The 23,911-nt window shown below is 57.2% G+C and carries 20 protein-coding genes; 9 read left to right on the forward strand and 11 right to left on the reverse strand.

Features of this window, described 5'->3' with window-relative positions:
- Positions 1-30: 30 nt before the first annotated feature.
- Positions 31-777 (reverse strand): YgfZ/GcvT domain-containing protein, encoded by a 747-nt coding sequence (locus ABJF76_RS10550; RefSeq protein WP_413821082.1) that lies wholly within the window; start codon positions 775-777, stop codon positions 31-33.
- A gap of 68 nt (positions 778-845) precedes the next feature.
- Here ABJF76_RS10550 and ABJF76_RS10555 point away from each other — a divergent pair, with 68 nt between their 5' ends.
- The gene (locus tag ABJF76_RS10555; RefSeq protein ID WP_413821083.1) at positions 846-1,514 is read left to right on the forward strand and encodes a TIGR04283 family arsenosugar biosynthesis glycosyltransferase; all 669 of its coding nucleotides are present in this window, start codon (positions 846-848) and stop codon (positions 1,512-1,514) included.
- On the opposite strand, the gene ABJF76_RS10560 is transcribed toward ABJF76_RS10555, so the two are convergent.
- Positions 1,511-3,391: an ABC transporter ATP-binding protein gene (locus tag ABJF76_RS10560; protein ID WP_413821084.1), complete on the reverse strand. Its 1,881-nt coding sequence runs from the start codon at positions 3,389-3,391 to the stop codon at positions 1,511-1,513. The genes ABJF76_RS10555 and ABJF76_RS10560 overlap by 4 nt on opposite strands.
- A 154-nt stretch (positions 3,392-3,545) precedes the next feature.
- Here ABJF76_RS10560 and ABJF76_RS10565 point away from each other — a divergent pair, with 154 nt between their 5' ends.
- Positions 3,546-4,754, forward strand: a complete 1,209-nt coding sequence (locus ABJF76_RS10565; RefSeq protein WP_413821085.1) for a pyridoxal-phosphate-dependent aminotransferase family protein — start codon at positions 3,546-3,548, stop codon at positions 4,752-4,754.
- Positions 4,755-4,825: 71 nt separating this feature from the next.
- Here the strand turns inward: ABJF76_RS10565 and ABJF76_RS10570 are convergent, their stop codons facing one another.
- Together ABJF76_RS10570 and ABJF76_RS10575 are read right to left on the reverse strand one after the other, a co-directional pair.
- A complete protein-coding gene (locus tag ABJF76_RS10570) occupies positions 4,826-5,044 on the reverse strand; it encodes a hypothetical protein (protein WP_413821086.1) in 219 nt (72 codons plus the stop codon).
- A 56-nt stretch (positions 5,045-5,100) separates the two neighbouring features.
- The gene (locus ABJF76_RS10575) at positions 5,101-6,204 is read right to left on the reverse strand and encodes a pyridoxal phosphate-dependent aminotransferase (protein ID WP_413821087.1); all 1,104 of its coding nucleotides are present in this window, start codon (positions 6,202-6,204) and stop codon (positions 5,101-5,103) included.
- Between the two features lie 99 nt (positions 6,205-6,303).
- Between ABJF76_RS10575 and ABJF76_RS10580 the strand changes: the two genes are divergently transcribed.
- Together ABJF76_RS10580 and ABJF76_RS10585 are read left to right on the forward strand one after the other, a co-directional pair.
- Positions 6,304-6,471, forward strand: a complete 168-nt coding sequence (locus ABJF76_RS10580) for a Tat pathway signal protein (RefSeq protein WP_413821088.1) — start codon at positions 6,304-6,306, stop codon at positions 6,469-6,471.
- Positions 6,472-6,555: 84 nt separating this feature from the next.
- The gene (locus ABJF76_RS10585) at positions 6,556-7,356 is read left to right on the forward strand and encodes a crotonase/enoyl-CoA hydratase family protein (RefSeq protein ID WP_413821089.1); all 801 of its coding nucleotides are present in this window, start codon (positions 6,556-6,558) and stop codon (positions 7,354-7,356) included.
- 40 nt (positions 7,357-7,396) lie between these two features.
- Here the strand turns inward: ABJF76_RS10585 and ABJF76_RS10590 are convergent, their stop codons facing one another.
- On the reverse strand, positions 7,397-10,441 hold the full coding sequence (locus tag ABJF76_RS10590; RefSeq protein WP_413821090.1) for a valine--tRNA ligase: 3,045 nt from the start codon (positions 10,439-10,441) through the stop codon (positions 7,397-7,399).
- 100 nt (positions 10,442-10,541) lie between these two features.
- On the opposite strand from ABJF76_RS10590, the gene ABJF76_RS10595 reads away from it, so the two are divergent.
- The 3 genes from ABJF76_RS10595 to ABJF76_RS10605 all read left to right on the forward strand — a co-directional run bounded on the left by ABJF76_RS10595 (position 10,542) and on the right by ABJF76_RS10605 (position 14,747).
- The gene (locus ABJF76_RS10595) at positions 10,542-11,300 is read left to right on the forward strand and encodes a hypothetical protein (RefSeq protein WP_413821091.1); all 759 of its coding nucleotides are present in this window, start codon (positions 10,542-10,544) and stop codon (positions 11,298-11,300) included.
- An 80-nt stretch (positions 11,301-11,380) separates the two neighbouring features.
- On the forward strand, positions 11,381-13,678 hold the full coding sequence (locus tag ABJF76_RS10600; protein ID WP_413821092.1) for a xanthine dehydrogenase family protein molybdopterin-binding subunit: 2,298 nt from the start codon (positions 11,381-11,383) through the stop codon (positions 13,676-13,678).
- Positions 13,656-14,747, forward strand: coding sequence for a DUF2235 domain-containing protein (locus ABJF76_RS10605; RefSeq protein ID WP_413821093.1), 1,092 nt, complete (start codon positions 13,656-13,658; stop codon positions 14,745-14,747). Before ABJF76_RS10600 ends, ABJF76_RS10605 begins: the two co-directional genes overlap by 23 nt.
- Positions 14,748-14,802: 55 nt before the next feature.
- On the opposite strand, the gene ABJF76_RS10610 is transcribed toward ABJF76_RS10605, so the two are convergent.
- Positions 14,803-15,282: a PaaI family thioesterase gene (locus ABJF76_RS10610; protein ID WP_413821094.1), complete on the reverse strand. Its 480-nt coding sequence runs from the start codon at positions 15,280-15,282 to the stop codon at positions 14,803-14,805.
- Between the two features lie 122 nt (positions 15,283-15,404).
- The gene (locus ABJF76_RS10615) at positions 15,405-16,262 is read right to left on the reverse strand and encodes a methylenetetrahydrofolate reductase (protein ID WP_413821095.1); all 858 of its coding nucleotides are present in this window, start codon (positions 16,260-16,262) and stop codon (positions 15,405-15,407) included.
- A 90-nt stretch (positions 16,263-16,352) separates the two neighbouring features.
- Here ABJF76_RS10615 and ABJF76_RS10620 point away from each other — a divergent pair, with 90 nt between their 5' ends.
- A complete protein-coding gene (locus ABJF76_RS10620) occupies positions 16,353-17,258 on the forward strand; it encodes a LysR family transcriptional regulator (protein ID WP_413821096.1) in 906 nt (301 codons plus the stop codon).
- Between the two features lie 74 nt (positions 17,259-17,332).
- Here ABJF76_RS10620 and ABJF76_RS10625 read toward each other — a convergent pair whose 3' ends face one another.
- Positions 17,333-18,370: an NADP-dependent oxidoreductase gene (locus tag ABJF76_RS10625; protein WP_413821097.1), complete on the reverse strand. Its 1,038-nt coding sequence runs from the start codon at positions 18,368-18,370 to the stop codon at positions 17,333-17,335.
- Positions 18,371-18,493: 123 nt separating this feature from the next.
- Here ABJF76_RS10625 and ABJF76_RS10630 point away from each other — a divergent pair, with 123 nt between their 5' ends.
- Positions 18,494-19,279, forward strand: a complete 786-nt coding sequence (locus ABJF76_RS10630; RefSeq protein ID WP_413821098.1) for an inositol monophosphatase family protein — start codon at positions 18,494-18,496, stop codon at positions 19,277-19,279.
- On the opposite strand, the gene ABJF76_RS10635 is transcribed toward ABJF76_RS10630, so the two are convergent.
- The 3 genes from ABJF76_RS10635 to putA form a co-directional block, all read right to left on the reverse strand.
- On the reverse strand, positions 19,276-19,653 hold the full coding sequence (locus ABJF76_RS10635; RefSeq protein WP_413821099.1) for a GFA family protein: 378 nt from the start codon (positions 19,651-19,653) through the stop codon (positions 19,276-19,278). The genes ABJF76_RS10630 and ABJF76_RS10635 overlap by 4 nt on opposite strands.
- Complete coding sequence (locus tag ABJF76_RS10640) at positions 19,650-20,384, reverse strand: rhomboid family intramembrane serine protease (RefSeq protein ID WP_413821587.1); 735 nt, start codon at positions 20,382-20,384, stop codon at positions 19,650-19,652. Before ABJF76_RS10640 ends, ABJF76_RS10635 begins: the two co-directional genes overlap by 4 nt.
- A 100-nt stretch (positions 20,385-20,484) precedes the next feature.
- Positions 20,485-23,895: a bifunctional proline dehydrogenase/L-glutamate gamma-semialdehyde dehydrogenase PutA gene (gene putA / locus ABJF76_RS10645; protein ID WP_413821100.1), complete on the reverse strand. Its 3,411-nt coding sequence runs from the start codon at positions 23,893-23,895 to the stop codon at positions 20,485-20,487.
- Between the last annotated feature and the right edge of the window lie 16 nt (positions 23,896-23,911).

Consider the following 23,911-nt stretch of genomic DNA (forward strand, 5'->3'; position numbering starts at 1 on the left):
TCTGTTGCAGATTTTTAGCCGGAAACTGTTTCAGTTTCCGGTACCGTCCCATGTCACCGTCGCATCGCCCGCTTGCATTGATCCGGTTGCCCGATCAAAACGAAGGTAGGCGAGCGCTTTATCCGCTGTCCGGCTGAACAAAGTGCCAACGGTCTTGTCGGCCGCCCGAATATCCGTACCTGGTTCGGCCTCACCTTGGATCGCCACCTGTACCAGCCCTTTTCGCAGTGTCGTTTTGTGCTTCATGCGCGCGGTCACTTCTTGGCCCACATAACAGCCCTTGCGGAAATCGACGCCGTTCAAAGCCTCAAAGCCCGCTTCTAGAATGAACGTATCTGGTGTCAGTTCGATCCCGCTTTGCGGCACCACATGTGCCACATAAAGAGCGGCCCAATCCGTTTCATCCGCAGTTTGGGGCGTGTCCCGATAGGCGCGCCATCCCAAGGCTGGTTGACGCGGATCGGTGTGCCCATCCTTTGGCACCTCCCCAACCCCGCGATGCGCAAACAGGTTGGCATCCGTCAGCGACACATTTGCGCGCAGTTTGTACATTCCAAGCCGTGTGCGCAGCATTTCAGCCTGCGCGGCATCGGCGTCCAGCAAAACATCGTCGCCGTCCGCCAGCAGAAAGAAATCGGCCAGGTACTTGCCTTGCGGCGTCAGAAGCGCGGCATAGACCAGTCCACTGTCCACCGCTGTCACGTCATTTGTGACCAACCCCTGCAAAAAGCTGCGCGTGTCGGTCCCGCTTAGTCTAAAAACATGGCGTGCGGTCATTGGCTCTCTTTCACTGTGAACTCTTGTCATATAACAGGCTCTTGTCTTGTAAAAAGGGGTCACGGCCCGTGCCTGCACCACTCTCTGTCATTATTCCGACGCTGAATGCGGGCGACAACCTGCAAGCGTGCCTGACCGCGTTGATGGAAGGGGTAGAGACCGGGCTGATCACGGAGCTGATTGTTAGCGACGGCGGCTCGCTCGATGAAACGCTCAAATTGGCGGATGCTTGGGGCGCGCATATCGTGACGGGGCCTGCATCGCGCGGCGGTCAATTGCAGCGCGGTTGTGCGGCCGCACGCGGCGAGTGGTTTCTTGTGCTACATGCTGACACCGTCTTGAGTGCTGGATGGACGAAAACCGTCGCGACACATTTTGCCACCCAAAAGGCGGGGTACTTTCGCTTGCGCTTTGATCGAGGCGGTCGCGTTGTGGCGGCATGGGCAAACCTGCGTGCGCGGTTGTTTGGCCTGCCTTACGGCGATCAGGGGTTGCTGATTTCGCGCGGGCTTTATGCCCGCGTTGGCGGGTACGCTGAAATACCTTTGATGGAGGACGTGGCCATCGCCCGCGCACTCAAAGGCCAACTGGTCGCTTTGGACGCAGTGGCGGTGACCAGTTCTGAAAAGTACCAAAAAGCTGGTTGGATGCGGCGGGGTACACGCAACCTTTGGACGTTGGCGCGCTACTTTGCTGGCGTTGAGGTTACAACTTTGGCGCGCCAGTACCGCCGCTAGGACTGCCGAAGCAGGCGGGCGCGGATACGGGCCAGCAAGCCGTGGCTTGCGGTGTTTTCTTCCCCTTCATCCTGACCCAAAGCGCGGGCACGGGTGCGGTCGACGATTGCCTTGCCGTCTTTGAATTGCAGGCGATACAGATCGGCATAGATGCCGCCACGTTCCAATAATTCTTCGTGGGTGCCGGTGTCCATGACTTCGCCGCGGTCCATCACGATAATCTTGTCCGCATTGCGAATGGTCGCCAAACGGTGCGCGATCACAAGCGTCGTGCGTCCGGTGGATAGTCGGTCCAGAGCGTCTTGGACCACTTGTTCGGATTGCGCATCCAACGCCGACGTTGCCTCGTCCAGCAGCAGCACAGGTGTGTCCCGCAGTAAGGCGCGAGCAATGACCACCCGTTGGCGTTGCCCGCCAGACAGGGCAGAGCCGCGTGGGCCCACATGGGTCTCTAGCCCATCGGGCAGTTTGTCTAGGAAATCGCTGACATGGGCGGCGTCCAACGCAATTTTCAAATGCTCATCTGATACATCCGTGCGCCCAAGCAGGATATTTTCCCGCAAGGTCTCGTCAAACAGCAATGCTTCTTGGGTCACGACGGAAAACAAGCCGCGCAACTGTTCAAGGTCCATTTCGGTCGTCAGTACACCGCCGACGCGGATGGCGCCTTCTTGTGGGTCAACCAATCGCGTCAGCAAGTTAAAGATCGTGGACTTACCGGCGCCCGATGCACCGACCAAGGCGGTGGTTTCGCCGGGGTTTGCGATCAGCGACACGGCCTTGAGAACTTTGGTGTCCCCATATGACAGCGAAACAGTATCAAGTGCGATGTCAGGCACACCTTCGGGCGCAGTAACAGGGGCCGAAGGGGAGAACAGGGCCAATGGCGCATCCAGCAGCTCCTTGACCCGTTCGATCGAGGCCGCAGCCGTCTGCCAAAGCCCTGAAATAGCGCCCAAGCGCCGCATCGGATCAAAGGCAAACCCCATAGCCGTAAAGAAGGTCATGAACTGACCAATGGTTTTGTCACCCGAGATGATCTCGGATCCGCCGTATAGGATGACAGCCATGAACCCGACACCGGATATGATATCGATCATGGCGGGGATCGCAGCGCTGCCAAAGGCGGTTTTGATCTCGGTCTTGACGAAACGATCCGTGAGGGTGCGGTACTGCCGCGCCTGATAGCGTTCAAGCGCATTCAGTTTGACCTGCACAATCCCGTGGAACACTTCGTCTAGCCGGGTCGACAGATGCGCCCCAAGATCGCGTGACTTACGCGCGTGCGCGCGGACATAGCTTTGCGCCATCGCTGCGGGCAACACCAAAACCGGAATACCAATGCAGGCCAACAGCGCCCAAATGGGATCGACGCTGATCGCCACCCCAAGCAAAACCAGCAGGCCCATAAAATCGCGTCCGGCGCCGGTGATAATTGCGCGCCACACATTGCCAACTGCCGCAACATCCCCCTGCACACGCTGAATGAGGAAGCCGGGCGGGTGGATTTGATGAAAAGCACCATCCTGCAACATGATTCGATCCAGCAGATCGATGCGCAGGGCTGCACTTGTTTCTTGCGACACACGGGTCAGCAGCAGCTTTTGCACAACCGATGACGATGCGCGGACCACAAAAATCACGATCACAAGCAGACCAACCCAGATCAGCAAGTTCCCTTGGCCTTGCACAAACACGTTGTCAAACATCGGCTGCATCATATAGCTCAGCGCGCCCAGCATAGATCCTTCGAGCAACATGAAGAAAACCGCAATCGCCATGATGCCGGTATGCTTCTTTAGATAGTTGGTCCAAAGCCAGCGCAATAGCGGCCCAGAGGGCGTATTGGGGGTGTCAGGTGTGTTGGGTGACGTCACGCGTGGGTTCACTGCGACCCTTAGGTCGCGCTCCGATCGTTGGCTTGTTGAACAGGTCTAGCGTGGTGAACCGTTCGGGGCAAGCATGGGTGACGATTGACGCCGCAGCGCAGCGCGCTAGGGTCGCCGTAACGCAGTGCTTTCGGAGCCCCCTATGTCCACACCCCCCATTGCCAGTTTTGGCCGCGACTACCTTGCCATTCCCGGCCCCTCAGTGATGCCCGAAGCCGTTTTGCAAGCGATGCATCGCGCCGCGCCCAACATTTACGCAGGCGAACTGATCGATATTGCGGCCAGCCTTGCGCCTGATTTGAAACGCGTCGCGCGCACGGACGGGCACGTGGCCATGTACATCGGCAACGGCCACGCCGCATGGGAGGCCGCCTTGGCCAACACCATCGCGCCGGGAGATAAGGTGCTTGTCCCCGCGACGGGTCGCTTTGCGCATGGGTGGGGCGATATGGCAGAAGGGCTTGGGGCCGAGGTCGAGATTTTGGATTTCGGCAAGCGCACGCCCATGGACATGGACCGTATTGCTGAAACGCTGCGGGCTGACACGGCCCACAAGATCAAGGCAATCCTTGCCGTACATGTCGATACATCGACATCAATTCGAAACGATATCAGCGCTTTGCGCGGCGTTTTAGATGCAGTGGATCACCCTGCGCTGTTGATGGCAGATTGCATTGCGTCGCTGGGGTGCGACGTATTCGAGATGGACGCTTGGGGCGTCGATGTCATGGTGGCGGGCTGTCAAAAAGGGCTGATGGTACCGCCGGGCATGGCGTTTGTGTTCTTCAACGACAAGGCGGATGCGGTCCGCACGGCGATGCCTCGGGTCAGCCGATACTGGGATTGGAGCCCACGGGCCAATCCGCAAGAGTTCTATATGTATTGGTGCGGCACTGCGCCGACTCATCATCTTTACGGGCTGCGCACGGCGCTTGATATCATTCACGGTGAAGGGATCGAGGCTGTGTGGAAACGGCACGCTTTGCTGGCGCGCGCGATTTGGGCTGCCTGCGAAACATGGTCAGACGGCGGACCGTTGGAATTGAACGTGGCTGACGCCAATAACCGCAGTTGTGCGGTGACCGCTTTGCGACTTGCGTCCCCGAATGGCACCGCTTTACGCGATTGGGTGGAACATAACATTGGCCTGACCCTTGGAATCGGCCTTGGCATGGCGCCTCCGGGTGATCCGGCGTGGCACGGGTTTTTCCGACTTGGTCACATGGGGCACGTGAATGGTCACATGGTCATGGGGATGCTGGGCGGGATCGAAACCGGGTTCGGCGCGTTGGGCATTCCGCGTGGGCAAGGGGCCTTGGACGCGGCGGCCAAGGTGATCGCAAGCGGTTGACCTTGGTCTGATTTATGTCCTGAAACAAGTCGAATGGGGGCAAAGCTAGGGACTGGGATCCCAAGGCTTTGTCAAAACCGCTTGCCCCGCCGGATCGATGCGGCTTGCCGTGCAGCGGCCCAAACACGCCCCCGTTCGATCAGATGATTGACGCCAAGCCCCAGAAAAACAGCCGCCAGCAATCCCCACAAAGACCAAATCACCACCAGAACCCAAGTGATATTCACGCCAAACATAACGATGCAGGCATTCGTAAAATTAGGCGCGCGGCCGACGGGTTTGTTGTTCATGATGCGCTCACGCTTGATCAAAAGACCTTAGGACTATACCGCGTTGTGCGCGTCTGTCAGCCCCTTCGCGCGTCTGTGATCGCGCCGGGCAAGGCTGCGGCAAAGGCATCAAGGTCTGCATCAGTGCCACAGCTGACCCGGATGCACCGGTTTTGTGGTGCTGCAAAAGGCATCCGCACAAAAATCCCACGCGCAATCAACCCATCCAAAACTGCTTTGGCAAAGACCCCGTCGTGGCCGCAATCAATGGCGACAAAGTTCGTCGCCGAGGGCAGCGGCAACAACCCGTTGTCGCGTGCGATTGCAGCGATTCGAACCCGCGCCGCATCGATGCGCCCCAAAACGTCGTTAAGATACTCAACATCCGCCAATGCGGCCAAAGCGCCGGCTTGCGCTGCGCGGTTCATACCGAAATGGTTACGGACTTTATTGAAGGCGTCGATCAAACCGGGATTGCCGATCGCATAACCGACCCGCGCACCTGCCATACCATAGACTTTGGAAAAGGTGCGCATTCGGATTACGCGCGGATCGTCCGCCGCGATATCGGGGGCAGCGCCAGCGGGCGCGCATTCGATATAAGCCTCGTCCAGCACCAAAACACAGCCTTCTTGCAAGTGATCCAAAGCCCGCACCAGCGTTGCCCCGTCATGCCACGTGCCCATTGGATTGTCGGGATTGGCAAGGTAGACCAGCTTGGCACCGACCTCAGCTGCTTTGGCAAAAAGTGCCGTTGGGTCCTCGTAGTCGTCGCGGTAGGGGACCTTGTGAAGCGTGCCGCCAAAGCCTGCCACATGGTAGTTGAACGTCGGGTAGGCGCCGTCTGAGGTCACCACATGATCGCCGCTGGTGACGAAGAGGCGGACAAGATAACCCAAAAGCCCGTCGATCCCTTCGCCTACGACGATGTTTTGCGGGCCCACGTTGTGCTGTGCGGCAAGGGCGGCGCGCAGTTCGTGGTTTTCTGGGTCGCCGTAGTTCCAGATATCTGCCTTGGCCATGGCCTGTTGTGCGCGGGGCGATGGGCCAAAGGCGCTTTCGTTGGCGCCAAGGCGGGCTTTGAACGGTGCGCTGCGCGCGCGCTCCTGCGCTTCGGGCCCAACAAAGGGGACAGAGGATGGAAGGCTGGTGGCAAGCGGGGTCAGGTCAAGTTTTGTCATGTCCAAAGGCCTAGCGCGAGAGACGGGCGAAGGGCAAGTATTTGGAGAATGCGAACTGCGTAACTATATGAGAATGGTTCGCAACTGGAGGATCAAGTGATGGCTAAGATGACACGACGCGGTTTTTTGGCGACGGCAGCCGCTGCAACAACGGTCCGGGCTTTGCCAACAACATTGGCGCGCACGGGCGGTGGGCGACGCATTTTGACGTTGGTCTATGACAAAGGTTTGGGCATGATGCGCGCCGTCGAAAAAGTCGTGCCGTAAGGCCAAAGCGACACATGCCGCAAGGTTTCTCTGGATCGCGGTGCATAGATCGGCTTGGGTGTCCCGAACAAGGAGACCCGCCTGATGACCGACACCCCTCGCGTATCTGTAACCTATGATAATCATATCGCTCATGTCCGCCTGACCCGAGCGGACAAGATGAACGCAGTTGATCAGGCGATGATCGACGCGGTGATCGCGGCTGGCAACGAGGTGGCCGCAAGCGATGCGCGGGCCTGTGTGATCTCGGGCGAGGGCAAAGGGTTTTGCGCGGGCATCGACATTGCCGGGCTTGGGGCGATGCTGGGTCATGACCCGCAAGAACTGCTTATGCCGCGCACCCATGGCGAAGGCACGACGAACCAGTGGCAAGAGGTGGCGATGGTCTGGACCCGCGTTCCCGTGCCCGTGATCGCGGCCATTCATGGGGTGTGCTATGGGGCTGGACTGCAACTAGCGCTGGGTGCTGATATTCGTATTGCAGCGCCCGAGGCAAAACTGGCAGTGATGGAGATGAAGTGGGGCATTGTTCCAGATATGGGCGGCATGGTCCTGCTGCCGCGTCTGGTGCGCAGCGATGTGCTGCGCCTTTTAACATTTACGGCGGCACCGATTGCCGCGGACAAGGCCGAAAAATGGGGCTTGGTGACAGAGATCGCGCCGGATCCATTGGCCGCGGCGATGGCGCTGGCAGAGACATTGGCGTTGAAATCCCCGTCAGCGCTGCGCGCCGCCAAGGCGTTGGTTGCATTTAGCGAAGCAAACGGCAGCGAAGAGGTTCTGATGGAAGAAAGTCGGGTACAGGCCGCATTAATTGGCAAGCCCGACCAGATGGAAGTGGTCGCGGCCACTTTCCAAAAGCGCGAACCGAATTTTGATAGGTAAGGCGCATCATGATGCGCCTTACGCGGTGAAATGAGCGTGTTTACCCAAGCTCTTTGAGACGCGTCAAAGCCTCGTTTAGCTTGGCTTCTTCTTCTTCGCGCAAGGCCAGGTTGGCTTTGGTTTCCTCGACCACTTCGGGTGGCGCGCTTTGTGCAAACTTCGGGTTTTTCAACCGTCCGCGCAGCCCGCCGAGCTCCTTTGACAGTTTGCCAAGGGTCTTTTCCAGCCGCGCAACCTCTGCGCCCACGTCAATCACATCAGCCAAGGGCAGGCCAAACGTGCCGCCTGCAACGGCCAATGCCACTGTCCCTTTAGGGAAATCATCAACGTCGTTCAGCGATTCAAGTCTGGCAAAGCGTTTCACCAACGCCTCGTTGCGCGCATAGGCGGCGCGGGCGTTGTCTTCGAACCCTTTGACGACCAGCGGCACATAGGCCCCGGCAGGCACATGCATTTGCGCACGCGCCGAACGGATGCTTTCGATCAGACGGATCACCCAATTCACTTCGGCGTCTGCATCTGCGTCCACGAGGGCCGTTGTATAGGTCGGCCAATCCGCATGGATCAGCTTTTTGGGACGCGCCTTTTTGTTCCATAGCTCTTCGGTGATGAACGGCATGATTGGGTGGAGCAAAATCAGACACTGATCAAGCGTCCAAGCATAGGTGGCCTTGGTTTCTGCGATTTCGGCCGCCGTGCCTTCGTCAAAGATTGGTTTGGTGAATTCCAGATACCAGTCGCAGAACGTGTTCCACGTAAAGGCATAAAGCGCACTGGCTGCATCGTTGAAACGGTATTCGGCAAGGGCCGCATCCACCGCTTCGCGGGTTTTGGCGACTTCGCCTTTGATCCATGCGTTGAGTGGGTGTTGGGTTTCGGGCACGGCGTCGCTGTGGGGCACATCGAAGGTGCCACGCATGTCACCGTAGCTGGCCGCATTCCACAATTTTGTGCCGAAGTTCCGGTAACCTGCGATGCGTTGTGTATCCAGTTTCAACGCGCCGCCAAGGCTTGCCATGGCCGCATTGGTAAAGCGCAAGGCATCCGCGCCGAATTCATCAATCAGATCCAGTGGGTCCACCACATTGCCCGTGGATTTGGACATCTTCTTGCCTTTGGCATCACGCACCAATCCGTGCAGATACACCGTGTCGAACGGCACCTGATCAGTCACAGCAAGCTGCATCATCATCATCCGCGCGACCCAGAAGAACAAAATGTCCTGGCCTGTGATCAAATCTGAAGTCGGGAAATAACGCTTCAGTGCATCCGTGTCTTCGGGCCAGCCGAGCGTTCCGATGGGCCAGAGGCCAGAAGAAAACCACGTATCAAGCACATCCGGGTCGCGCCAGAGGCGCACGGGTTGGCCGTCTTCTTGGTATTTCAGGCTGATCGATTCCTCGGGTGATTGGGCTTCTTCGTCGACGAGGAAACCGCGCGCGCCGGTGGGCATGTAATAGTCGACGGCTAGTTCCAGCGCCTCGGCGTGGGTGGCGGCGCAGAAGTGAACGGGGTTTTGTGTGTCCCATTCATCCGATGCCGTGCCGTCATCGTTTTCGATGTGCGTGACGCTGGGGCCGTACCAGACAGGGATCTGATGCCCCCACCACAACTGGCGCGAAATGCACCACGGTTCAATGTTTTCCAGCCAATGGAAATAGGTTTTTTCGCCCGATTCAGGCAGGATTTTCACGTCACCATTGCGCACAGCATCTAGCGCTGGGCCAACAATTTTGTCGGTGTCCACAAACCACTGGTCCGTCAATAACGGTTCGATCACTACTTTGGACCGATCTCCAAAGGGCTGCATGATCGGTTTGTTTTCAACGTAGGGCCGGGTGCCTTCAACCTCGTTGCCGTCTTCGTCGGTGGCCGTGAATGTTTCCATCACGGCAAGACCTTCGGCAGTGATGTCGGCCACCACTTTTTTGCGCGCCTCAAACCGATCAAGCCCGCGATATTCGTCGGGCACAAGGTTCATCGCAGCAATCATGCTTTCGCTAAATTCCCGCTCACCATTCGCAATTTGTTGGGCGATGCCGGCTTCAATCTCATAGGCCTGACCGTCAGTGCGCATATGCGCGCGGGGGTCCATCAGATTGTACATGGGGATGTTGCCGCGCTTGGCCACTTGGTAGTCGTTGAAGTCATGCGCGCCGGTGATCTTGACCGCACCCGAGCCAAAATCTTTGTCCGGATATTCATCGGTGATGATCGGGATCAGGCGGCGGTGTTCTTTCGGACCGACGGGAATTTCACAAAGTTTTCCAACGATTGGCGCATAACGCTCATCCGATGGATGAACCGCAACTGCGCCGTCACCCAGCATGGTTTCAGGGCGCGTTGTGGCGATGGAAATGTAGTCGCGGGTTTCGCGCAGGGTCTCGTTTCCGTCTTCGTCTTTTTCGATGTATTCGTAAGTCGCGCCACCGGCCAGCGGGTATTTGAAGTGCCACATGTGGCCCGGCGTTTCGATATTTTCGACTTCAAGATCCGAGATCGCAGTTTCAAAATGCGGGTCCCAATTGACCAAGCGCTTGCCGCGATAGATCAAACCTTTGTGGAACATCTCGATAAAGACTTTGATGACGGCGTCGTGGAAATTGCCGTCTTGGCCGGCAGGTGCACCGGGCGCGCCGGACATGGTGAAGGCCTCGCGTGACCAATCGCAAGACGCCCCAAGACGCTTGAGTTGGGACACGATTGTGCCGCCGGATTCCGCTTTCCAATCCCAGACCTTTTCAAGGAACTTCTCGCGGCCCAAATCCACGCGACCGGGTTCGCCGGCCTCGGCCAAGCGTCGCTCGACCACCATCTGCGTCGCAATCCCGGCGTGATCCGTGCCTGGTTGCCACAGCGTGTCAAAGCCGCGCATCCGATGCCAGCGCACCAGAACGTCCTGCAAAGTGTTGTTGAACGCATGGCCCATGTGCAAAACGCCTGTCACGTTGGGCGGTGGGATCATCACGCAATAGGTGGCAGCGTCCGTGCGCGCGTTGGCGCCCGCGGCGAAACATCCCGAGGCTTCCCAATCGGCATAGATGCGTGCCTCAACTTCGGCAGCGTTGAATTTTTCCAGTGGCATGGCGCGTGGATCCCTTTGTCTGTTGGGCGTGAGATAACGCTGGGGGGCGATGAAGTGAAGGGGGTTTAGGCACAGGTCGGCATGCGTTACATTGGTCAACATGAAAGATCTGACACATGGACCAAGCCCGGGATTTTGGTGGATGCTGTGGCGTACGGGCGGGCTTTTGCCTTTGTTACTTGCCTTAAATACAGTGATGTTCGGCATTACCAGCTTTGGGGACTTAAAAACCGGATTGGAATTTCGAACAGATGGTGTTGTGGCAACTGCCGACATCGTAGATCGCAGCACGCGTCGTGTTCGTGGTCAGGACGGTTCGCAGACGGAATATTTGGTGGAGTTTCGATATTTTGTTGATGGAATTCCATTTCAGGATCAAAGCAAGGTATCTCGCGCGCTATATGATACGTCCGTGATCGGCAGTACACGTAAAGTGCGCTATTTGCTGCGCAATCCGAAGAAAGTCGAATTCAAATTAGGTGAGACGTTTGCCCGCGGTAAGCTGATGGGCTGGTGGGCTTTGGGTTTTGGCGTGCCGACTTTACTGGCGTTGTGGTGGAAGGGGATGCGGGCAGTGGATGCAATGCGTGCGCGGGAATTCGGCGTGGCGGAACGTGTGACTGTGGTCAAACTGCCGAAACATAAAGAAACGAAATGGGGAAGCTATCAATTACTGTGGTTTGACAAAGACGGAGAGTTTGGCGCGAGCCTATCGTCGGTTGTCAGCGGCCGCCTTGCTCCTTATCCGCCGTACACAACGATCGAGGTGTTTCGCGGTGCCAAGGGGCGCGTGTGGTGGGTCGGCGATGTCGGCCCACGCAAATCAGCCCGGCCTGTGCCGTCTGCGGGCAAACCCTAGTCGCTTCCGGCTCTGGACACGCGCGCGCAAGCCGTTAGGGTCTGGCGAAACACAGGCACCATTGCCGACAGGAGAACCCCATGGAAAAATTCGGAAAAAGCCAATCCGTGACTCGCCGCGAAGATGTGCGGTTTTTAACCGGTGAGGGGCGCTATGTGGACGACATCGCACCGGCGGGTGCGTTGCAATGCTTTGTGTTCCGCGCGCCGGTTGCACATGGCACCATCACCGAACTTGACGTTGCCGACGCCCGCGCGAGCGATGGGGTGCATGCTGTTTACACTCTGGCCGATCTGGAAGCCGCGGGCATGCATGTCGCCATTCCGGGCGCAACAGTGCCAAACCGGGATGGCACCCAAGGTGCCGCACCCGAACGCCCGATTTTAGCGCGTGATATCATGCGTTTCGTTGGGGAACCCGTTGCTGTGGTTGTTGCTGATACCCTAAGCCAAGCACGCGATGCGGCCGAATTGATCGTCCTTGAATATGACGATCTGCCAGCCAAGCTGGACATCGACGCAGGCGGTCAAACCGTGCACCCCGAAGCGCCCGACAACGTGGCATACGATTGGCACATGGGCGACGAGGCCGCGACTAAGGCTGTTTTCGACAAAGCAGCGCGCGTTGTGTCCTTGGATGTGGGCGACAACCGGATCATCGTGAATTCGATGGAGCCGCGCGGCTGTTATGCTGAACCTGATGGTGATCGGGTGCATGTCGCGATCAACGGGCAGGGTGTGTGGGGGCCAAAGGATCAATTGGCCAAAGCGTTGAAAGTTGACCCCGAAATGGTGCGTGTAACCAATCCCGACACCGGCGGTGGCTTTGGCATGAAAGGGATGATGTATCCTGAGTACTTTGTGCTGGCCCATGCGGCGCGCGATTTGGGCCGCCCCGTGCGCTGGATGTCAGAACGCACCGAGGCGATGCTAAGTGACAATGGCGGGCGCGATCTGAATTCGCTGGCCGAGCTGGCTTTTGATGAAAACCACAAGATCATCGGCTATCGCGTTTTGAACAAAGCGAACATGGGGGCGTATAATTCACAATTCGCCCAAGCGATCCAAACGGCGCTGTTTTCCAAAGTCCTTCCAGGGGTTTACGACGTTCAGGCGACCTATTTACGTTCAATTGGGTATTTCACAAATACAACACAAGTGGATGCCTATCGCGGAGCCGGGCGGCCCGAGGCCATTTACATCCTTGAGCGCGTGATTGACCGCGCGGCGCGCGAACTTGGTGTCGACCCGCTTGAGTTGCGGCGCATCAATTTCATCAAGCCCGATCAATTTCCTTACGTGTCGAGTGTGGGGGAAACCTACGATGTGGGTGACTTTAACAAAATCCTGACCCGCGCCGAAGCCGAGGCTGACATTGCCGGTTTCGCTGCACGCAAATCTGCTGACGCAAAGCAAGGTTTGCTGCGTGGCTTGGGCACCTGTTACTATATCGAAAGCATTTTGGGCGACCCTTCGGAAACAACCAAAGTTGAGTTCACCGGTGAGGGGCGTGTGAACATCTATGTCGGCACCCAGTCAAACGGGCAGGGGCATGAAACGGTCTATTCCCAGTTCTTGAGCGATCAGATCGGCGTTCCTGTTGAATTGATCGATGTGGTTCAAGGCGATTCCGATCGCATCAAGACAGGCGGCGGCACGGGCGGGTCGCGTTCTGTGACTGTTCAGAACAGTGCGACGCTGGAAACGGTTAGTGCTTTGACCGAAGCCTTCACCGCGTTTTTATCTGACGAAATGGGTGTGCCAGCCGCCGACATCAACTTTGATGATGAACGTTTTCGCGCGGATGGGTCGAACATGACACCGACCATGCTTGAAGTCGCAGAACTTGCCCGTGACAAAGGCCGCGACGATTTGATGGTGCACGAACGTCGTATCACATTGCCAGCGCGCAGCTTTCCCAACGGGTTCCACGCATGCGAAATCGTGATCGACCCGGAAACGGGCGTTTCGACAGTGGATCGATATACTGTGGTCGACGATTTTGGTAACCTTATCAATCCTATGCTGGCCAAAGGGCAGGTGCATGGGGGCGTTGTGCAAGGTATTGGGCAGGCGCTGACGGAACATGTGATCTTTGATGAAGATGGCCAATTGCTCACAGCAACGTTCATGGACTACGCCTTGCCGCGGGCGGATGACGTTCCCATGATCGGGTTTACGTCAGAACCCGTTCCGTCAACCGCCAACATCATGGGCATGAAAGGCTGCGGCGAGGCAGGGACAGTTGGCGCGCTGGCCGCTGTTTCCAACGCAGTGCAAGATGCGCTATGGGATCACGGTGTACGGCAAACGGATATGCCATTTACACCGATGAAAGTGTGGGAATTGCTTCAGGATGATACGATCGCGGCTGAATAAGCTTGTCAAAGGCTGGCTGAACAACCGGTTCGGTCGCGGAGAAGCGCAAATCGCCACGCCTGTGCGTGGCAGCACCAATCATGTGATCGTTATCGACGGGACAATGTCGACGCTTGATCCCGGAGATGAAACGAATGCCGGACTTTTGGCCAAGCTGCTTGGCGAAATGGGCAGTGAGGTTTCGCTGTATTACGAGCCGGGTTTGCAGTGGTCGCATTGGCACAAAACGGGTGATGTGATTTTTGGCCGGGGGATCAATAGCCAGATTCAGCGTGCCTATGGCTATCTTGCTTCGCGTTATCGACCGGGAGACAAGATATTTCTGTTTGGCTATTCGCGCGGTGCCTATGCTGTGCGATCGTTGGCCGGGATCATTGATCGGGTTGGGCTGCTACGCGCAGATGCAGCGACCGAACGCAATATTCGCGACGTGTACCGGTATTATGAATGTGCGCCCGACAGTGATGGCGCACGGATATTCAACCGTAACAATTGCCATGCCGAGACCGAGATCGAGCTGATCGGTGCATGGGACACGGTGAAATCCTTAGGGTTGAATATGCCCTACTTTTGGCGCTGGAGCGCACCCCGTCATGCGTTTCATAACCATCATCTCAGCAAATCAGTCAAACGTGGTTTTCATGCGTTGGCGATGGACGAAACCCGCGTCGCTTATGCGCCGGTGATGTGGGAAGCGACGGAGGACTGGAAGGGGCATCTGGAACAAGTTTGGTTTCGTGGAACCCATGGTGACATTGGCGGACATTTGACTGGTTTTAGCAAAGGGCGTCCTTTGGCCAATATTCCGCTGGTTTGGATGCTGGAGCGTGCTGAGAGCTGTGGGCTGCCACTTTCTGAAGGGTGGGCTGCGCAGTTTCCTCAAGATGCGACGGTGCCTTCGGTTGGCACATTTCGTGGTCTTGGGCGTTGGTTCATCACGCGCAAAGCGCGGATTGTGGGGCGTGATCCGTCCGAGCAGTTGCATATTTCCATTTCTGACTGCCCGCCGCGCCCAAACTGGGCCAAACGGTTTCTGGCCCGACGTGGCCGGGGAGCGGACGCTCTTTGATCTGCGCCATGGGGCGCTGTCAAAGACGCCCCGCCCACCGTCCCTTAGGCGGGGTTTATTTCAGCTTCATAATGATGCAGGTGGTCGAACCGGTCGCGTAAAGCTTGCCGTCTTCGACACCTCGAATTTCGCCGGTTGCCACGCCGGTTGAACGCCCGGCATGATCGACCGTGCCGATGCAATCAATCATCACACCTAACGGGATCGTGCGTGTGATATTTATCTTATATTCCAATGTCGTATAGATGGATCCGCGTGGCACTTTGGTCATCACGGCACAGGCCATCGAACTGTCCAGAAGCGTGCCATACCAGCCGCCATGCACAGTGCCCATCGGGTTTGTCACGTTGAATTGTGGGGTGCCGCGAAAGGTGACTTTCCCGTCTTCAACGGCGTGCAATTTAAAGCCCATCGTGTGCGCGATGGGTGGGCCTGGCAGAGTGCCGTCACATATGCCTTGCATGAATGCGAGGCCGGACATGGACAACAGATCGTCTTGGGACAACAGGTCGGCAGGCGTTTGGGCGATAGGCATACATGGCTCCGGCATCGGGGGATGATGGGACCGTATTGTAGTGCGGCGAGGGGGTCTAGGGGGCCAGCCCCCGCGCACGTGCGTGCGCCCCCCCGGAGTTTGCATGGCAAGATGAAGTTGGATCAGGCAATTTTGCGCAGCGTTGCCGCTGGGGCCAAGCCAAGCGCGCGACACACTTGCACCGTCAGTTCGGGGCGGTTGAGTGTGTAAAAGTGCAATGCGTCAACACCTTCGTTGATCAACGTGTCACATAGATCGGCGCAATGCGTCAGGGCAAACAAATCGGCGCGATCTTCGCGGGCGGCGCGATCAAAGGCCACGACTGTTGCCGCTGGGATAGGGGTGCCGCACCGTTTGGCAAAGGATTGTGCGCTGGCCCAGTTGCTGACGGGCAAAATGCCGGGTGTGATTGGTGCATTGATGCCGGCCGCGGTGCAGGCATCGCGGAACCGCAAAAAGCTGTCAGCTTCAAAGAAAAACTGCGTGATTGCTTCGGACGCGCCTGCGTCGATCTTAGCCTTTAGCCAGTCGATGTTTTGCGCCATGGATGCAGCATCGGGATGGCTATCAGGATAAGCGCCGACGCGAATGTTGAAATTGCCAGTCTGCGCCAGAGCTTCGATTAGCTCGACGCTGTTGGAAAATCCGTTGGCGTGCGGTTCAAACGCACCGCCCCCGGGGGCATCCCCGCGCAGGGCGACAATGTCAGTGATCCCGGTTTTCGCATACCGTTCTGCGGTGCCGAGCACTTCTTCGCGGCTTTGGCCTGTGCAGGTCAAATGCGCGGCCACTCTTAGTCCGGATGTCTTGGATAAGGTTTGAGCAGCTTCTTGCGTGAGTTCTTGTGTCGTCCCGCCTGCGCCATAGGTGACAGAAACAAAACGTGGACCCAGCGGAGTAATTGCTTTGACGGTGTCCCATAGATGAAACGATGCGTTCAGTGACTTGGGTGGAAAGGTTTCAAACGACAGCGCGGTCATGGGGCGGACTCCTTCAGGGGTTGTGCTTAGTATGGCGCGCGCAGTATCTTGAAGCAAATTCATAACTTTCATCATTAACATGAGGATCGCATGCATATCGAGTTTCGCCACCTGCGCACGATCAAGGCCATTCACGAAGCAGGCGGCTTGGCGCGGGCAGCCGACCAGTTGCACATTACGCAATCTGCGCTCAGCCATCAGGTGAAGGGTTTAGAGGATCAAGCAGGGGTGGAGTTGTTCGTGCGCCGTTCCAAGCCGCTCAAGCTGTCGGCTGCGGGAATGCGTTTGTTGCGGTTGGCCGATCAGGTATTGCCGCAAGTTGAGGCAACGTTGGCAGAATTTGGCGCATTGCGCGATGGATCGACCGGTCGTTTACACATCGCGATCGAATGTCATGCGTGTTTCGAGTGGTTGTTTCCGGTGCTCGAGCAATTTCGCCGGACGTGGCCGGATGTGGATGTCGACATTCGCCCGGGTCTTTCCTTTGATGCGTTGCCCGCATTGATGAAGGAAGAAGTGGATCTGGTTGTTTCGTCCGACCCAGAAGACTTGCCTGGGGTCGACTTTGTTGAACTCTTTGATTACGCACCAGTTTTTGTTGCAGCGTCATCCCATCCTCTTGCGCAAAAAACCTATATAGATGCAGCCGATTTTCGGGGTGAAACGTTGATCACCTATCCCGTTGAGCGCACGCGGTTGGATGTGTTTAGCCAATTGCTCATCCCTGCGAAGGTCGAGCCTGCAGGGGTGCGCCAAGCCGAGTTGACGGCGGTTATTTTGTTGTTGGTCGCGTCAAATCGCGGTGTGTCGGTCTTGCCTGATTGGGTGGTCCGCGAAGTGAAATATTCCAGTGATTACGTCACACGTCCGTTGACGAAAGACGGCCTGACACGGCGGCTATATGCGGCGGTGCGCAGTGAGGAACGGGACAAGCCCTATATGCAAAAGCTGATCGAGCTGGCACGCAATGAGGCACGAAAGCTGCAATCAATTTGACGCGCGCGGCAGCTCAGACTTTGAAAAAGTCTGACCGCAAATTCTCAGCTGAGAATTTGCCATCGTCCACACCGTTAGTTCAGTTTTACAATCTGTTTGCCGATATTGCGCCCTTCGAGCAGGCCGATGAACGTTTGCGGGGCGTTTTCTAGGCCTTGAGCGATGTCTTCGACCACTTTGATCTGCCCGCTCGCTACCTTGGGGCCAATCTCGGACAGAAAAGTGGGGAACTGATCCCAGTGATTTGAGATGATGAAACCTTGCACACTTAAGAACTTTACCAGAATCGGGCGCCACAGCGATGGTGCAGATAAAGGCGATTCCGCTCCGCTGCCAAGCCCGCCCTCATTGTACCACGAAATCATACCGCAGACCGGAATGCGTCCGTATGGGTTCATACAGGGCATCACAGCCTCAAGCACTTTGCCGCCGACATTTTCAAAATAGATGTCTACGCCGTCCGGTGCGGCCTGTTTCAAAGCGCCGCGCAGGGCGCGTGCATCTGCATAGGCGCGGTGATCTAAACAGACATCAAATCCAAAGGTCTTTGTTGCCAGTGCGCATTTATCAGCACCGCCTGCGATGCCGATTGTGCGCAGGCCCAGTGATTTCGCGATCTGACCGACCATTGATCCAACCGGCCCCGTGGCTGCAGCAACAACCAAAGTTTCGCCCGCTTTCGGGCGTCCATATTCCATCAGACCGTGCCAGCCGGTAAAACCGGGCATCCCAAGCACGCCCAAAGCAGCGGTGATCGGCCCAAGTGTTGGATCTAACTTGTGCAATAGTGCCGCATCGGCAGTTGCATGTGTGGCCCAGCCAAACATCCCAAACGCGAAATCCCCTACGGCCCAGCCTTCGGCCTTTGAGGCAATGACTTCGCCGACGCCGCCGCCCTCCATCACGCCGCCAAGTGGCACAGGCGCAGCATATGATTTCGCGTCATCCATACGGCCCCGCATATATGGGTCGAGTGACATATAGTGGACGCGCACAAGAACTTCACCCGCTTTGGGCGTTGGGATGGCCGTGGTCTCTAGCTTGAAATTGTCACTTGTGGGTGCGCCGGATGGGCGGCTCGCAAGGGTGATATGTTGCATGGTGCCGCTCATGGGGGACCTTTCGGGCTGGCGTTGGGGCTGCGTTTCAGCCTGCAATGCGCGCGCCCCCTTGGCAAGGGCAGCCGGGCGGCGTATAGCCCGCCTCTGATCCCTAACCCTCTTCGGAGCGACCCCATGGCAGCCAGCGCGAACCTTAATATCATGATGAAAGCCGCGCGTAGGGCGGGCCGGGCGTTGGCCAAGGACTTCCGCGAAGTGGAAAACTTGCAGGTGTCGATGAAGGGCGCCGGGGATTTTGTCTCTAAGGCGGATATCGCGGCCGAGGCCATGATCAAAGAAGAATTGCGCACTGCGCGTCCTACCTATGGGTGGTTGGCCGAAGAAGGCGGCGAAGAACCGGGAGAAGACCCGACCCGCCGCTGGATTGTCGACCCACTTGATGGCACGACGAACTTCCTGCACGGGCTGCCGCATTGGGCTGTTTCGATCGCTTTGGAACACAAAGGGCAGGTGGTTGCGGGCGTCATCTATGACCCAACCAAGGACGAACTGTTTTTTGCCGAAAAAGGACAAGGCGCATTCTTGAACGAGACGCGTTTGCGTGTTTCGGGGCGTCACAAGATGATCGAAGGCTTGTTTTCAACCGGCTTGCCCTTTGCCGGGCGTTCCGACTTGCCTGAGACGTTGAAAGAGCTTGCGCGTCTAATGCCCTCATGTGCTGGCGTGCGCCGGTTTGGTTCGGCAGCACTTGATTTGGCGTATGTGGCTGCGGGCCGCTATGATGGCTATTGGGAACGTCGCTTGAATTCATGGGATATCGCGGCCGGCATGTTGATCGTGCAAGAGGCAGGTGGTTTTGTTGAACCATTGACGCCGGGGCGCAACATTCTGGAAGACGGCGAAATTATTTGCGCGAACGAGCCGATGTTTCCGCAATTGGCCAAAATTATCCGCGCTTAAGTCTCGTGTCTTTGCGCGTTTTGATCGGAGGGATGGTTTACCCCGTCTGACCACCCAATCGGTTCAAAATCGGCTGGATTGACGCCTTCAAGCGCACCCATGTTCACACCCACATGATCTGGATTGGCGCGCTGATTATGGAACATGTAGATGCCGCAAAACTTGCAAAAGTGATGGCGCGCAGTTTGTGTGCCCCATTGATAGAGCGTGAGAGCGCTTTCACCTTTCACAACTGTAAGATCTTGTTTTCGGGCGACAACCGCCGGGGCAGCGCGGCGCCGGCAAAAGGAACAATTGCATCTTTGGGCCGTGCGAAGCCCGTCGATTAAGGTGACTTCAAGCACAACTGCGCCACAGTGACAGGTCGCTTTCATCGGCGCACCTTTGGAGTGCGTGAAACGCTATACACTGCTTCGGGGTGGGGCGGGTGCCCATGTGTGCGGCGCCAGTACCCGCGGCCTCCGCGCGCCAACCACAGTGGAGCTGTCAGCAGTGCCCCGGCAATGAACCCGCCTGCATGCGCCCAATATGCAACGCCTCCGGCTGTCAGGTCAGCGCTGATGCCGCCCACAAATTGCATGCCGAACCAAAGAGCGAGCACAATCCATGCCGGGACTGGGAAGATGCGAAAAAAGACAATCAAGATTAACAGGATATCAATGCGCGCCTTGGGATATAACAGCAGATAGCTGCCCATAACGCCTGCAATGGCCCCCGATGCGCCGACGGTGGGAATGATTGAATAAGGGGCGGACACGATTTGGACCAACCCGGCGGCGATGCCTGTCGCGATGTAGAAAACCAGATAGGGAAGATGCCCCATTTCATCTTCGACGTTGTCGCCAAATATCCACAAAAACAGCATGTTGCCAGCCAGATGCATCCAGCCACCATGAAGGAACATCGAGCTGATCAATGTCCCCAAACCTTCCCCGGATGTGATGCGTGCGGGAATTGCTGCGTATTCAGAAAAAAACAAGTTCAGCGCGCGCGGGTCGTTGAACAACCCCACATAGCTCAGAAAAAGACCAATATTGGCTGCCATCAGCATGTAGGTCACATAAGGAGTGCGCCCGGACGGGTTGTGATCGCGAATTGGAAACATGCAGTGACAGTTGGCTGCCACGCGCGTGCCGTCAAGGGTCGGCGGCGGAAACCGCATCGGTTTCCGTGCCGTTTTTCGTCCCGAAAAACGTGCGCGCCCATCAACTGGCGGATCCCAACAGCGCCGCATTCCCCCCTGATGCGGTTACATCGACGCAGATATGCTGTTCAACGGTTGCATGGCTGTGGTCTGGCGCGCCTGTGATCAACGGTATGATAGCGCCGTCTCGTATTGCCAGAGCGCGTTCAATGTCGCGGGCAGTTTCGGTATCACCCCACCAAATCACGCCGCCATATGCGGGCCCCTTGGAAAGCAGTGTGGCATCGAAGTTCCCCGCCGCTTGAACGGCAGCACCTCCGGCTTGTGTGACGGCCTTGGCTTGTGCGGCGGCGGCCTCGCTTCCGGGGCCTGCACACAATAGGGCAGGGCGGGCGTGGTGGCTCAATACGTTGGACTCGCCTGTCGGGCCGGGCAGCGGCATGTTTGATAAAACTGCCCGAGGTGCCTCAGGGATTGGTGGCAAAGAGGCTTTGCGCGTCCATGTGGCCGTTGTTGTTCTGGTGTCTTGGACACGAAAGCGTTGAACGTAATCTGGTCCGCCAGCCTTGGGTCCGGTCCCGGATAGGCCAATGCCTCCAAAGGGTTGGCTTCCGACAATTGCGCCAATCTGATTGCGATTGACGTAAATATTGCCCGCCTCTATTCGATCCGACACATGTTGCACGCGATCGTCGATCCGCGTTTGCAAGCCAAACGTTAACCCGTATCCCGTGGCATTGATGTCGTCGATGACGCGGTCCAGTTCATGAGATTTGAATGTGGCAAGGTGCAGAACCGGGCCGAAAATCTCTTGTTTCAAGTCGCTAATCCCGTCCACTCGGATCAGCGTGGGCGCAACGAACGTGCCTTGGGTTGGCGCGATGAGCCTGTGCAGCACGCGCCCTTCGCTTTTGGCCGTCGCAATATGCGTTTCGATTGTGGCCTGTGCCCCAGCATCAATTACTGGGCCAATATCGTGCGCCAAGGTCCATGGGTTGCCAAGGTTTAACGCCTCCATCGCGCCAATCAGCATTTCGGTGACAGCAGGTGCGATGTCGTGCTGCACGTAAAGACAACGCAAAGCTGAACAACGCTGGCCGGCCGATTGAAATGCACTTTCGATCACAGCGCGCACCGCTTGTTCGGGCAGGGCTGTGCTGTCGATGATCATGGCGTTCAGTCCACCGGTTTCGGCGATCAACGGGGTGCCGGGCGCGCAATGTTCAGCAAGGTTGGCGCGAATGCGCAGGGCTGTGGCTGTGGAGCCTGTGAATGCGACCCCATTGGCGCGCCCATCCGCCGTCAGTGCGGCACCGATATTCCCGTCGCCGGGCAGCAGTTGCAGGGATGCCAAGGGGACACCAGCCTCGTGCAACATCGACACCGCCAAATAAGCGATCAAAGGCGTCTGATCCGCAGGTTTTGCGATCACTGCGTTGCCAGCGGCCAAAGCCGCGCCAATCTGCCCAGAAAAGATCGCCAGCGGAAAGTTCCAAGGCGAGATGCAAAGAAAAGTGCCCGCCGGGGCCGTTTCATCTGTTTGGCTGGCGTAATACCGCAGAAAGTCGACAGCTTCGCGCAATTCTGCAACGGCGTCCATCTGCGTTTTGCCTGCTTCGCGCGCCAAAAGGGCAAAGATTTCGCCAAAACGTGCTTCATAAAGATCGGCGGCCAAATTCAAAACGCGAGCCCGTTCGGATGGGGACGCATCCCATGGGTGTGCATCGTCAAATGCAGCATGTACCGTTTGTTGGTTTGCCAGCGTCACGCGCCCCACGAGGTCTGAAGCATCGGCGGGGTTAAAAATATCAAGGCTGGGCCCATCGCCTTGTGTCACAGTCAATGGTTGAGCTGTCCAAACATGGCCGGCAAACGGCGCGCGCGCTGTTTCGACCTGCGCCAACGTCCCCATATGGCTTAGATCAAACCCCTTTGAATTGGGGCGCTCTGGAAGGAACAGTTTAGGCCCGTCAAGAAGTGTGACAGAACTTGCGCTTAGGGCGTCAAATGGATCAGCCGCGACGACGTTTGGTGGTACATCTTCATCGACAATTTGGTTCACAAAACTGGAATTCGCGCCATTTTCCAAAAGTCTTCGCACTAGATATGCTAATAGGTCTTTGTGTGCGCCCACGGGTGCATAGATGCGGCAACGCGTCCCTCGATCGCGCAAAACGATGTTATGAAGCGCTTCGCCCATGCCGTGAAGCCTTTGAAATTCAAAGGGTTGATCATCGGCCATATGTAGGATCGCCGCGACCGTATGCGCATTATGGGTGGCAAACTGCGGATAGATGCGGTCCGTCATTTCAAACAACTTGCGGGCATTCGCAATATAGGACACGTCCGTCGCCGCCTTGCGTGTAAAGACCGGAAAACCTGCGACGCCTTCAACTTGCGCGCGCTTGATTTCAGTATCCCAATAAGCGCCTTTAACCAGTCGAACCATAATGCGACGGTCATGACGCTTTGCCATTGAATAAACAGCGTCGATGACAGTGCCTGCCCGCGGCCCATAAGCTTGCACAACGATGCCAAGCCCATCCCACCCAGCCAACGCGTCATCGCCCATGATTGCATCGATGACCTCAAGCGATAGGGCCAAACGATCAGCTTCCTCTGCATCAATATTCAATCCCATGCCCGCCGACTTCGCCAACATCGCAAGCGAGCGTAAACGTGGAACAAGTTCCTTTAGAACGCGCGCCTCTTGTGCGCGTTCAAAGCGGGGGTGTAATGCGGACAATTTGACAGAAATGCCGGGGTTCTCGCGGATATCCGTATGCAAACAAGCCCGCGCAATGGCCGAAATCGCGCGCGAATAGGACAGGTGATAGCGCCGCGCATCGGCTTCCGTTAGTGCCGCTTCGCCCAACATGTCGTAGGAATAGGTGAAGCCCTTGGCCTCCATCCCGGCGGCGCGGTCCATGGCTGAATCGATGTTTTCACCAAGAACAAACTGGCGCCCCATCTCTTTCATTGCGCGGCTAACTGCGGTGCGGATCACAGGTTCGCCCAGACGTTTGATCGCGCCCCGCAGGTGTTTGATTGGTCCGGGTAGATCGTCATCCAAAACCCGCCCCGTCAACATCAACGCCCAAGTCGACGCATTCACCAACGACGAGGTCGAGCGCCCAAAGTGTGCGCCCCAATTTGACGGCGCGATCTTGTCTTCGATCAGTGCGTCAATCGTGTCCGCATCTGGGACGCGCAACAAAGCTTCGGCCAGGCACATCAAAGCGACGCCTTCGTCGGTGGATAATCCGTATTCGGCCAGAAAAACTTCCATCAATCCGGGTGCGGCTTGGGTACGAATTGCGGTGACAAGGCCGGCCGCATCCGCGCTGATCGCGGTGCGGTCCTTTGTGGAAAGGCGCACGGCTTTAATAAGTTCGGCCAAGGTGGCGTCAGCGTCGCCGTACTTGTTCGCATCGATTGCCATCGCCAAACTCATTTCGGTGTCATTTGTCATTCTGACTTCCTTTCCC

The sequence above is a fragment of the Tateyamaria sp. genome (assembly GCF_039940735.1).
Taxonomy (GTDB): Bacteria; Pseudomonadota; Alphaproteobacteria; order Rhodobacterales; family Rhodobacteraceae; genus Tateyamaria.

Coding starts and splice junctions, on each gene's coding strand:
- ABJF76_RS10605 (WP_413821093.1), top strand. CDS start 13,656: ATGATACGATCGCGGCTGAATAAGCTTGTCAAAGGCTGGCTGAACAAC.
- ABJF76_RS10620 (WP_413821096.1), top strand. CDS start 16,353: ATGCATATCGAGTTTCGCCACCTGCGCACGATCAAGGCCATTCACGAA.
- ABJF76_RS10550 (WP_413821082.1), bottom strand. CDS start 777: ATGACCGCACGCCATGTTTTTAGACTAAGCGGGACCGACACGCGCAGC.
- ABJF76_RS10610 (WP_413821094.1), bottom strand. CDS start 15,282: ATGCCTATCGCCCAAACGCCTGCCGACCTGTTGTCCCAAGACGATCTG.
- ABJF76_RS10590 (WP_413821090.1), bottom strand. CDS start 10,441: ATGCCACTGGAAAAATTCAACGCTGCCGAAGTTGAGGCACGCATCTAT.
- ABJF76_RS10580 (WP_413821088.1), top strand. CDS start 6,304: ATGGCTAAGATGACACGACGCGGTTTTTTGGCGACGGCAGCCGCTGCA.
- ABJF76_RS10635 (WP_413821099.1), bottom strand. CDS start 19,653: ATGAAAGCGACCTGTCACTGTGGCGCAGTTGTGCTTGAAGTCACCTTA.
- putA (WP_413821100.1), bottom strand. CDS start 23,895: ATGACAAATGACACCGAAATGAGTTTGGCGATGGCAATCGATGCGAAC.
- ABJF76_RS10630 (WP_413821098.1), top strand. CDS start 18,494: ATGGCAGCCAGCGCGAACCTTAATATCATGATGAAAGCCGCGCGTAGG.
- ABJF76_RS10615 (WP_413821095.1), bottom strand. CDS start 16,262: ATGACCGCGCTGTCGTTTGAAACCTTTCCACCCAAGTCACTGAACGCA.
- ABJF76_RS10625 (WP_413821097.1), bottom strand. CDS start 18,370: ATGAGCGGCACCATGCAACATATCACCCTTGCGAGCCGCCCATCCGGC.
- ABJF76_RS10595 (WP_413821091.1), top strand. CDS start 10,542: ATGAAAGATCTGACACATGGACCAAGCCCGGGATTTTGGTGGATGCTG.
- ABJF76_RS10600 (WP_413821092.1), top strand. CDS start 11,381: ATGGAAAAATTCGGAAAAAGCCAATCCGTGACTCGCCGCGAAGATGTG.
- ABJF76_RS10565 (WP_413821085.1), top strand. CDS start 3,546: ATGTCCACACCCCCCATTGCCAGTTTTGGCCGCGACTACCTTGCCATT.
- ABJF76_RS10575 (WP_413821087.1), bottom strand. CDS start 6,204: ATGACAAAACTTGACCTGACCCCGCTTGCCACCAGCCTTCCATCCTCT.
- ABJF76_RS10570 (WP_413821086.1), bottom strand. CDS start 5,044: ATGAACAACAAACCCGTCGGCCGCGCGCCTAATTTTACGAATGCCTGC.
- ABJF76_RS10640 (WP_413821587.1), bottom strand. CDS start 20,384: ATGTTTCCAATTCGCGATCACAACCCGTCCGGGCGCACTCCTTATGTG.
- ABJF76_RS10585 (WP_413821089.1), top strand. CDS start 6,556: ATGACCGACACCCCTCGCGTATCTGTAACCTATGATAATCATATCGCT.